A 9,308-nucleotide genomic window follows, 5' to 3' on the forward strand; every position below is an offset into this window, starting at 1 on the left:
GGCCGATTGTCTCAGCCCGCCCCAGCGCGATCACTCGCTTGCATCGTCGTCGTCGATGCGCGACTCGACGTGCTTCAGGACGACCGATCCGTCCTCCAGCGTCTCGATCTGGCCGCGCTCCTCCAAGTCCTTCATCACGCGGCTGACCATCTCACGGGAAGCGCCCACCACCTTGGCCATGTCTTGCCGGGACACCCGACCGCGCACGATCTTGCGGCCGTTGTCGTCTTCCGCCATGTCCATCAAGGTTCGGGCCACGCGTCCGTAAACGTCCAGCAGCGCCAACGACTCGATCTGACGGTCGGCATTGCGCAGCCGGGACACCAAGCCCCTGAGGATGCCGTACGCCATGCTGGCCGGCTCGGGCAGGCAACGCGCAAACTCATGCCGGCCCAAGACCAACACGTCACACGGTGCCTCGCAGCGCACGGTGGCCGACGGCGGCTCGCCGTCGATCAGGCTCATTTCGCCGACGTAATCGCCCGCTTCCAACACTGCCATGATCACTTCGCGCCCGCGCTGATCGGCGGTCAACACCCGGGCTCGGCCGTTGAGCAAGATGAACAGCGCGTTGTTGTGAACGCCCTGCTCAACCAGCAATTCGCCGCGCTTGAAGCGACGCTTGGTCACACTGTCGGCCACCGCCTGAGCCTGCTCGGCGGTGAGCATCGAAAAAAGGCGAACGCGACGGATCAGATCCAAGTTGGACAACATGGCCATGGGCGGCAACTCCTCGAGTGGTTGTCAAGACAGGGGCCAAAGTTCGCCCTCCTAAAATCGGCATTCTTCCTCACTCCTTTCGAGGGAAAGCCCCGGTGCAACCCTGGGAGCCCTCGCTGTTCGAGGCTTTGCCTTCACACTCCACCCCATGAGCCAACACCACCGCCTGATCATCCTGGGCTCGGGCCCGGCCGGTTACACCGCCGCCATTTACGCCGCCCGCGCCAACCTGCAACCCGTCTTGATCACCGGCATGGCCCAAGGCGGTCAATTGATGACCACCACCGAGGTGGACAACTGGCCGGCCGACGTGATGGGCGTCCAAGGCCCCGAGCTGATGCAGCGATTCCAAGAGCACGCCGAACGTTTCAAAACGCAACTTGTGTTCGACCACATCAACGCCGTGGACCTGAGCCACCGCCCGTTCAAGCTTCAAGGCGACAGTGCGGCGTACACCTGCGACGCCCTCATCATTGCGACCGGCGCCTCGGCCAAGTACCTGGGCTTGCCGTCGGAAGCGGCATTCAGCGGCCGGGGTGTCAGCGCCTGCGCAACGTGCGATGGCTTCTTCTACCGCGATCGTGAGGTATGCGTGGTGGGGGGAGGCAACACCGCGGTCGAGGAAACCCTCTACCTCAGCAACATCGCCAGCACCGTGCACCTCATTCACCGCCGGGACAAGTTCCGGGCCGAACCCATCTTGGTGGACAAACTGATGGACAAGGTGGCGGCCGGGAAGGTGGTGCTGCACACCTTCCACACGCTGGACGAAGTGTTGGGCGACGCCAGCGGCGTGACCGGCGTGCGAATCAAGCACACCGACACCGGCGCCACCACGGACATCCCGCTGCATGGCTGCTTCATCGCCATCGGGCACTCCCCCAACACGGGCATTTTCCAAGGTCAGTTGGAGATGAAGGACGGCTACCTGCGCACGCGCTCGGGACTCGACGGCTTCGCCACGATGACCAACGTGCCCGGCGTTTTTGCCGCGGGCGATGTGCAAGACCACGTGTACCGACAGGCCATCACCAGCGCCGGCACAGGCTGCATGGCCGCCTTGGACGCACAACGATTTCTTGAGCAAAGCGACTGATCAGGTTCGCAGGCTATACTCGCGAGCTTGCTTGACGGCAGCGTACGAATTCGGTTCGTCGCCGCCGGTCAGGTGACGGGCCACCGCCACCCGAGCACCCACGATGGTGCGCAATGTTGCAATTGGCGAGGTGAGGCCGCCCCAGCGCCCCTGTCATCAGGGCGGGGGTCGCCGGAAAACATGGAGTGTCGTCATGGCACGCGTCTGCGAAGTCACGGGCAAGAAGCCCATGGTCGGGAACAACGTCTCCCACGCCAACAACAAAACCAAGCGCCGGTTCTTGCCCAACCTGCAGTACCGCCGCTTCTGGGTCGAGAGCGAGAACCGCTGGGTTCGTTTGCGCATCAGCAACGCCGCCCTGCGCCTGATCGACAAGAAGGGCATCGATGCCGTTCTGGCCGATTTGCGTGCCCGCGGTCAAGCTTAATCACTGAAGGAGCGACACCATGGCTGCAAAAGGCGGACGCGAAAAGATCAAGCTGGAGTCCTCGGCGGGCACCGGCCACTTCTACACCACGGCCAAGAACAAGAAGACCACGCCCCAGAAGCTGGAATTCATGAAGTTCGACCCCAAGGCCCGCAAGCACGTCCTGTACAAGGAAGTGAAGCTGAAGTGAGGTCAGGGGCTCGACCCCAACCCACCCATCAACCCGCCCGGCGTCAGCCCGGCGGGTTTTTCATTGGCCTGTCGACCTCGAAGCCGAGGTCACAAGCCTGCAACCAAGGCTCTTGCCCAGCGTTGCAGCATGCGCTCCTCGTGGGCGAGACGACCCGAACCCACCCCCATGGGTGGCGAGTTGAGGTAGGCCATGTCACTGAGTCGCTCCTGTCCGGCCTTCAGTACCGCTTGGCCACGCTTCAGCTCGTAACGAAACTCGATGATGGGCCAGCCGATATCGCGCATCACGCGAATCCGCTTGCCGGAGCGTGTCCACTCCAACTCGCCGGCCAAGTTCACGTCGGTCACCACCACGCCGAGCGAAAGGCCCTCCGGCAGCAGGCTCTTGAGCCCGACGAAGATGGCTGTGAGGTCGGCCACGGCCTGCTCTCGGTCGACAGCGTCCTCGCCCAAGTCGGCGTAGCGCTGCAAATCCCCTTCGAACGTCACCTTCACAAGCCCTGGCGGTGGCGTGACCTGAGGCGTCACGGCCATCGACGGCATCGCCGCGCAGGCCAAACACAGGGTCAACAGATCGCGTCGATGGTGCGGCATGGTGAGGCTCCAAGCGTCAGGGGAACCCCACCATTTTGCGACTTAACCCGCGCCTTTGCAGCGGGTTGCGATGGACGAACTCAGGCGAGGGCCGGCATCGACCGCGAGGCCCGAAGCCGCATCGAGAAGGCCCTCAATTCAGCAATGCCACTGTCTTCGGCGCGCTGGCACCAAGCCTGCAGGTCCTTCACCAGTTGCTCGGCCGAGACGTTGGTGCGGGTCCAGAGTTGGCGGAGCTCTTCACGCATTTGCACGAGAGTGTCCAGGGTGGGCATCGCCTCACGGACGGCCTGCAGTTGGGCCACCAGTTCTGCCGGCACGCGGTCGGCGTCGCGCGGCAACCAACGCTTGGCCAGCTTGAGCTGCCGCCACTGCGCGCTTTGCTTGGCGCCTTCAGACTTCAAGCGCTTGAGCTCCCGACGGCAGGTGGCGCGCATCTCACGACCGAAACGGGCCATGACCTCGTACCGGTTGGCGATGAGGGTCTCCAGCGTTTGCTGGTCGGCAGGCTTGATCTCGCCTTCCAACATTTGGGGCGGAATCTTGCGCGGCTGCGCCAGCCTGAACGCCTGCAACAACCGGATGTAGGCCCAGCCGAGGTCAAACTCAAAGCGCTTGACCGAGAACTTGGCCGATGTCGGGAAGGTGTGATGGTTGTTGTGCAGCTCCTCACCGCCGATGACCACGCCCCATGGCACGAGGTTGGTCGAGGCATCGGGGGCTTCGAAGTTGCGGTAGCCCTTGGCATGGCCCAGTCCGTTGATGATGCCGGCCGCCGTCACGGGGATCCACACCATGGTGACCGCCCACATCGTGGCACCCCAGGCGCCGAACAGCGCCAGCAGGACCACCAACAACAACGAGACACCCAGGGCCGAGTGCGGGGTGTAGACCTTGCGCTCGATCCAGTCGTTGGGCGTGCCATGGCCAAACTTGGCCATGGTTTCGGCGTTCTTGGCTTCGGCTCGGTAGAGCTCGGCGCCGCGACGCAGCACGGTGCTAAGGCCGTGGGTGACCGGGCTGTGCGGATCGTCTGCGGTCTCGCACTTGGCGTGGTGCTTGCGGTGGATCGAAACCCACTCCTTCGTCACCATGCCGGTGGTGAGCCACAACCAAAAGCGGAAGAAGTGCGCTGGCAGCGGGTGCAAGTCCAGCGAACGGTGCGCCTGCGCACGGTGCAGGTACAAGGTGACCGAGACGATGGTGAGGTGGGTCAGCACCAGGGTGATGCCGAGCATCGCCCAGCCACTCAGCCCCAACAAGCCATTCCCAGCCCAGTCGGCCAACAGCGACAACACCGTGTTCAAAAAGTCCATGCGCAACCGCCGGTGTCATTCGGCGTTCTAGAGTGAAGCAAGCGGGCGATTCTAGGTGAACCCCCTCCGTGGCGGGAGGGCTGCCCAGCGGCTTGGGCAAAGCGACCTGCCCATGGGGCACCTCAGCTCACGCTTTGGTCCATACCGCAGCGAAGAAGCCGTCCGTCTGGTGGCGATGCGGCCACAAGCGCAGGTTGCCGTTCTCCACCAGCGCAGGATCGACCAGCGTGGCGGCATCGAGCCGCTGAAAGCCGGGCGCCTCGAAGGCATCGGCCACGGCTTCGTTTTCTGCCTCCAGCAAGCTGCAGGTGGCGTACACAAGGCGCCCCCCCGACTTCACCATGCGCGCGGCTGAAGCCAAGATGTTGCGCTGCAGGGTCACCAACTCAGACACGGCGGCCGGGCTCTGCCGCCACTTCATGTCGGGGTTGCGGCGCAGGGTACCCAGGCCCGAGCACGGGGCATCGACCAGCACGCGGTCCATCTTCCCAGCCAGGCGCTTGACGCGCTCGTCGCGCTCGTGGGCGATCTGCACGGGGTAGACGTTGCTCAAGCCCGAGCGAGCCAAGCGAGGCCGAAGCGCTTCAAGACGATGCCCGGACACGTCAAAGGCGTACAAGCGCCCGGTGCTGCGCATGGCCGCACCCAAAGCCAGGGTCTTGCCCCCCGCTCCGGCGCAAAAGTCCGTCACCATCTCGCCGCGCTTGGCGTCCAACAACAGGGCGAGCAGTTGACTGCCCTCGTCCTGCACCTCGATGGCGCCGCTCTTGAACAAGGGCCATTGGTTGAGTGCCGGCTTGCCGACCAAGCGGATGCCCCAGGGGGAGTAGGGCGTGGGCTGAGCCGCGATACCCTGAGCCTCCAACTCGGCCAGCACGGCCTCGCGTTTGGTTTGCAACACGTTGACCCGCAGGTCAAGCGGCGCGCTTTGCAGCAGACTGTCGGCCAGTGCCGCAAAGTCATCGCCCAGGCGCCGCTGCAGGGGCTCGGCGATCCAGTCGGGCAGGTTGTGTCGAAGCTTGGCAGGCAGGCTGGCGACGTCGATGTGGTTGGCCGCCGCGAGCCATTCCCGCTCTGCGGCATCGGCGGCGGCATCGCGCACCCGCGGCTCGCCCGCCCACCCGAGGAGTACCAGACGACGGTCCATGGGCCCGCGCCCGCTTTGGGCCAAGTGCTGCCACAACAGGCGCCGACGCAGCACGGCATAGGTGGTCTCCGCGAGGGCCGCGCGCTCCCGCGAGCCGAGCTGTCGGTGGGCTCGGAAGTAGGTCGACACGACGGTATCGGCCGGCTGCTCCAAGCGGAGCACGGCACGCAACAGTTCGCCAGCGGCGTCGATCAAAGCGGCAGGGTGCATGTCAGACAAACAGTTGGGCGTGGCCCTGAACGTGGTGAACGCGGGAGCCCTCAATGCGGAGTTGATCTTCGAGGAACCAGCGAACAGCGCGGGGGTACATCTGGTGCTCCAGGACCAAGACACGAGCCGCCAAGCGCTCGGCGTCGTCGTCGGGCAAGACTGGCACCATCGCCTGCGCCACGATGGGGCCGTGGTCCAGTTCAGCCGTTACGAAGTGCACCGTGGCCCCCGCCAAGCGGCAGCCCGCCTCCAGCGCGCGCTCGTGGGTGTGAAGGCCGGGAAAGGCGGGAAGCAAGGACGGGTGGATGTTGAGCAACCGGCCGGCGTAATGCGCGGTGAAACCGGGCGTGAGGATGCGCATGAAGCCGGCCAGGACCACCAGCGCTGGTTCGTGAGCATCGATGACCTGCATCAACTCCGCGTCAAACGACTCACGGCTGGGGTGAGACCGGTGATCGACCACGGCCGTGGCGATGCCTTGCGCCTGAGCAAAACCCAAACCCGCAGCTTGGGGGCGGTTGGCGATGACGGCCGCCACCCGGCCGGGCCAACCCTCGCGCTGGCAGGCGTGGACGATGGCTTCCATGTTGGAGCCCCGGCCCGAGATCAAGATCACGACGTTCTTCATGCGGCCGCAGTGTAGAGAGGCGAGAATCCACGCCCCCATGAATGCCCCCCTCCCCCGCGTCATTTCCGGCATGCGTCCTACGGGCGCCTTGCACCTGGGCCACTACCACGGTGTCTTGAAAACCTGGGTGTCATTGCAAGCCGAGCACGACTGCCGCTTCTTCGTGGCCGATTGGCACGCCTTGACGGGCCCGCAAGCCTTGCCCCACGACGATGCCGTGTACGAGATGGTGGTGGACTGGCTGGCCGCGGGCATCGACCCCGAGCGGGCCACGTTGTTCCTTCAAAGCCGGATGCCGGAGCACGCCGAGCTGTTCACCCTGTTGGCCATGCACACGCCGGTGGCGTGGCTGGAGCGGGTGCCTGGCTACCGGGAGCGTGCTGAAGACCACCCCAGCTATGGGCTGCTGGGCTACCCCCTGCTGCAGGCGGCCGACATCCTGGCGCACAAAGGCGAGTGGGTGCCAGTCGGTCAAGACCAAGCCGCGCACCTGGAATTGACGCGGGAAGTGGCCCGGCGCTTCAACCACCGCGCCGGGCGGGCGATCTTCCCCATGCCCCAGGCGCGTTTCAGCGACGCCCCCCGCCTCACCGGGCTGGATGGCCAGAAGATGAGCAAGAGCGCCGGCAATGCCATCGCCATGCGCGAGGCCCCGGCCAACGTCCACGCCAAGCTGCGCGCCATGCCCACCGACCCCCAGCGCGTGCACCGCCACGACGCCGGCGACCCGGGCCGCTGCCCTGTGTGGGCGCTGCACGAAGTGGTGTGCGATGCGACCGAACGTCAGCCTCTGGCGCAGGGGTGCCGAACGGCGCAAATCGGTTGCCTGGACTGCAAAGGCGTGTTGGCCGATCGCATCGTGGCCCAACAGCAACCTTGGCGCGAGCGCGCCGCGGCGCTGGAGCCCAAGCAGGTGCACTGGCTGGTGGAAGTGGGCACCGAGCGCGCCCGCGCCTACGCCCGCAAGACCCTGCGCGAGGTGCGCGAGGTGCTGTCCTTCCAAGGAGATGCTTGAGGTGGAAGACGCACCGGGCTTGCACATCACCGACTTGGAAGCCGCCATCAACTGGTGGCGCCACCGTTCGCCCTCGCCCGATGGCATCAGCGCCTGCCCCGAAGTGCGGGCCCTGGCCGAGGTCTACGCGCTCATGGTCTACCACCATGAAAACGAGTGGGATCTTCGGCGTCTGAAGCCGCTGGCGGCCGACGCCATCCACGCCTGGTACGCGACCACCCCCGATTCGCCGTGCATCGCCATTTGCTCCACGGCCCAAGGCGACGCGCTGTGCAAAGGCTGTGGCCGCACCTTTGACGAAGTGCGCGACTGGCCCCAGCTCAGCCCCATGGCCAAACGGGCGGTGTGGCGCCGCATCACGCTGGAGGCCACGGCTTGGCGCTTCAACCGTTACGCCGAACGGGCGCAGGCGCCCGAAGGCCAGCAACTCGACTTGAGCCAAGGGGCGGCCCCCTGACCCCGCGTTTCGGCGACAGCGTGCGCCGCCTGCTGCCCTTGGCCTGGCCCGTGTGGATCGGCCAGCTGGCGGTCATGCTCTTCAGCACCGTGGACACCCTGATGCTGGGCCGCGTGGGTGCCCAGGATGTGGCGGCGCTGGCCGTGGGCTCGGCCGCGTACATCACCATCTTTGTGGGGCTCATGGGCGTGGTGCTGGCCGTCGGGCCGCTCGCGGGTCGGCTGTTTGGCGCGGGCGATCGTCCCGCTGCAGGGCAGTTGTTCGTTCAGGCGCAGTGGTTGGCGCTTCTGGTTGCCCTGCCCGGCTGTGTGTTGTTGCTCTGGCCCGAGCCCTTCATCGCCTTGGCCCGTCTCGAACCCGCGCTGGCCCAGCGGGTGACCGACTACACCCGACCGCTGGCGCTGGCCCTGCCCTTTGCCCTGCTGACCACCGCCTTCCGGGGCTTTGCCAACGCGGTGAGCCGGCCCAAGGCGGTGATGGCGCTGCAGATGGGAGGCTTGGCGCTGAAGGTGCCCCTCAATGCGCTTCTGGTGTTCGGCTGGGGCCCCATCCCGGCACTGGGCGTGGCCGGATGCGCCTGGGCCACCACCCTGGTGATGGTGTTGCAGGCCGCTGTGGCGCAGGGCTTGCTGCGGGGCGACCGCTTCTACCGGCCGTTCCAGGTGCCTCACCTGTGGGACACCCGCCCCAAGGCCGCCGCCCTGTGGCAACAACTGCGCTTGGGCCTGCCCATGGGCGGCTCCATCTTGGTCGAGGTGACAGGCTTCACCTTCATGGCCTTCTTCATCGCCCGCCTCGGCGCCACCGCTGTCGCCGGTCACCAAATCGCCGTCAACCTGGTGGCCATGATGTTCATGATGGCCCTGGCCCTGGGCACCGCTGGCGGCACCTTGGTGGCCCAGCACTTGGGCGCCCAACAGGTGAAGGAGGCGCAGGCCGTGGGACGGCATGTGCTGTGGCTGTGCGGAGGTTTGGCGGCGGCCCTGGGCGGATTGGTGGCGTTGGCCCGTCAGCCCATCGTGGCGCTCTACACCAACGATGCCACGGCCGCGCAGGCCGCCCTGCCCTTGCTGGTTTGGATTTGGTTCTTTCACTTGGGGGACGCGCTGCAGACGGTTTCCGCCTCGGTGCTGCGTGCCCACCACGTGGCCACCGCGCCGATGGTCATTTACGTGCTGGCGCTGTGGGGCGTGGGCATCGGCGGCGGTTACTGGCTGGCCTTTGGCCCGGCCCAATGGGGGGCTGTGGGCTTTTGGTCGGCGGCCACGGCCGGGCTCTGCGTGTCCGCCGTCTTGCTGGTGGGCCTGCAGACCTGGGTCGAGCGCCAGGCCAGCGTCGACGCCTGCCGCCTCAACTCGGCAGGCTGATCACGAAAACGCTGCCTCCGCCCTCCCGGGCTTCGCAGCGCACACTGCCCCCGTGGGAACGCGCCACTTGCCGCACCAGGGCCAAGCCCAGCCCCACGCCGCCGGCTTGCTCCGCGTGCCCAGGGAGGCGGAAAAAGGG

12 protein-coding genes are annotated in these 9,308 nt (G+C 66.2%); 6 read left to right on the top strand and 6 right to left on the bottom strand.

Annotation, left to right across the window (positions count from 1 at the left end):
* Nucleotides 1-30 precede the first annotated feature (30 nt).
* On the bottom strand, nucleotides 31-720 hold the full coding sequence (locus O9335_RS01500; RefSeq protein WP_298382493.1) for a Crp/Fnr family transcriptional regulator: 690 nt from the start codon (nucleotides 718-720) through the stop codon (nucleotides 31-33).
* A 148-nt stretch (nucleotides 721-868) separates the two neighbouring features.
* Here O9335_RS01500 and trxB point away from each other — a divergent pair, with 148 nt between their 5' ends.
* From trxB to rpmG, 3 genes are all read left to right on the top strand, one after another.
* A complete protein-coding gene (gene trxB / locus O9335_RS01505; RefSeq protein ID WP_298382498.1) occupies nucleotides 869-1,816 on the top strand; it encodes a thioredoxin-disulfide reductase in 948 nt (315 codons plus the stop codon).
* 193 nt (nucleotides 1,817-2,009) lie between these two features.
* A complete protein-coding gene (rpmB, locus tag O9335_RS01510; protein ID WP_022979438.1) occupies nucleotides 2,010-2,243 on the top strand; it encodes a 50S ribosomal protein L28 in 234 nt (77 codons plus the stop codon).
* Nucleotides 2,244-2,262: 19 nt separating this feature from the next.
* Nucleotides 2,263-2,433, top strand: coding sequence for a 50S ribosomal protein L33 (gene rpmG, locus O9335_RS01515; protein WP_298382501.1), 171 nt, complete (start codon nucleotides 2,263-2,265; stop codon nucleotides 2,431-2,433).
* Nucleotides 2,434-2,522: 89 nt separating this feature from the next.
* On the opposite strand, the gene O9335_RS01520 is transcribed toward rpmG, so the two are convergent.
* The 4 genes from O9335_RS01520 to purN form a co-directional block, all read right to left on the bottom strand.
* A complete protein-coding gene (locus tag O9335_RS01520; RefSeq protein WP_298382503.1) occupies nucleotides 2,523-3,029 on the bottom strand; it encodes a DUF3016 domain-containing protein in 507 nt (168 codons plus the stop codon).
* A gap of 80 nt (nucleotides 3,030-3,109) precedes the next feature.
* The gene (locus tag O9335_RS01525; protein ID WP_298382506.1) at nucleotides 3,110-4,345 is read right to left on the bottom strand and encodes a fatty acid desaturase; all 1,236 of its coding nucleotides are present in this window, start codon (nucleotides 4,343-4,345) and stop codon (nucleotides 3,110-3,112) included.
* A 127-nt stretch (nucleotides 4,346-4,472) separates the two neighbouring features.
* Nucleotides 4,473-5,702: an RsmB/NOP family class I SAM-dependent RNA methyltransferase gene (locus O9335_RS01530; protein WP_298382509.1), complete on the bottom strand. Its 1,230-nt coding sequence runs from the start codon at nucleotides 5,700-5,702 to the stop codon at nucleotides 4,473-4,475.
* 1 nt (nucleotide 5,703) lies between these two features.
* The gene (gene purN / locus O9335_RS01535; protein ID WP_298382512.1) at nucleotides 5,704-6,330 is read right to left on the bottom strand and encodes a phosphoribosylglycinamide formyltransferase; all 627 of its coding nucleotides are present in this window, start codon (nucleotides 6,328-6,330) and stop codon (nucleotides 5,704-5,706) included.
* Between the two features lie 37 nt (nucleotides 6,331-6,367).
* On the opposite strand from purN, the gene trpS reads away from it, so the two are divergent.
* The 3 genes from trpS to O9335_RS01550 are packed head-to-tail and all read left to right on the top strand — an operon-like array spanning nucleotide 6,368 to nucleotide 9,169.
* On the top strand, nucleotides 6,368-7,345 hold the full coding sequence (trpS, locus tag O9335_RS01540) for a tryptophan--tRNA ligase (RefSeq protein ID WP_298382515.1): 978 nt from the start codon (nucleotides 6,368-6,370) through the stop codon (nucleotides 7,343-7,345).
* Nucleotide 7,346: 1 nt separating this feature from the next.
* Complete coding sequence (locus tag O9335_RS01545; RefSeq protein ID WP_298382518.1) at nucleotides 7,347-7,802, top strand: DUF3717 domain-containing protein; 456 nt, start codon at nucleotides 7,347-7,349, stop codon at nucleotides 7,800-7,802.
* Nucleotides 7,803-7,822: 20 nt separating this feature from the next.
* On the top strand, nucleotides 7,823-9,169 hold the full coding sequence (locus O9335_RS01550; RefSeq protein ID WP_298382521.1) for an MATE family efflux transporter: 1,347 nt from the start codon (nucleotides 7,823-7,825) through the stop codon (nucleotides 9,167-9,169).
* Here O9335_RS01550 and O9335_RS01555 read toward each other — a convergent pair.
* Nucleotides 9,153-9,308, bottom strand: a 156-nt coding sequence (locus O9335_RS01555) for an ATP-binding protein (protein ID WP_298382527.1), incomplete at its 5' end; no start/stop codon positions are given. The genes O9335_RS01550 and O9335_RS01555 overlap by 17 nt on opposite strands.

The organism is Inhella sp. (assembly GCF_027532025.1).
Lineage (GTDB): Bacteria > Pseudomonadota > Gammaproteobacteria > Burkholderiales > Burkholderiaceae_C > Inhella.

Excerpts from the sequence above, each read along its gene's own strand:
- O9335_RS01530 (WP_298382509.1), bottom strand. The coding sequence starts at position 5,702 with ATGCACCCTGCCGCTTTGATCGACGCCGCTGGCGAACTGTTGCGTGCC.
- trpS (WP_298382515.1), top strand. The coding sequence starts at position 6,368 with ATGAATGCCCCCCTCCCCCGCGTCATTTCCGGCATGCGTCCTACGGGC.
- O9335_RS01520 (WP_298382503.1), bottom strand. The coding sequence starts at position 3,029 with ATGCCGCACCATCGACGCGATCTGTTGACCCTGTGTTTGGCCTGCGCG.
- purN (WP_298382512.1), bottom strand. The coding sequence starts at position 6,330 with ATGAAGAACGTCGTGATCTTGATCTCGGGCCGGGGCTCCAACATGGAA.
- rpmB (WP_022979438.1), top strand. The coding sequence starts at position 2,010 with ATGGCACGCGTCTGCGAAGTCACGGGCAAGAAGCCCATGGTCGGGAAC.
- O9335_RS01500 (WP_298382493.1), bottom strand. The coding sequence starts at position 720 with ATGGCCATGTTGTCCAACTTGGATCTGATCCGTCGCGTTCGCCTTTTT.
- O9335_RS01525 (WP_298382506.1), bottom strand. The coding sequence starts at position 4,345 with ATGGACTTTTTGAACACGGTGTTGTCGCTGTTGGCCGACTGGGCTGGG.
- trxB (WP_298382498.1), top strand. The coding sequence starts at position 869 with ATGAGCCAACACCACCGCCTGATCATCCTGGGCTCGGGCCCGGCCGGT.
- rpmG (WP_298382501.1), top strand. The coding sequence starts at position 2,263 with ATGGCTGCAAAAGGCGGACGCGAAAAGATCAAGCTGGAGTCCTCGGCG.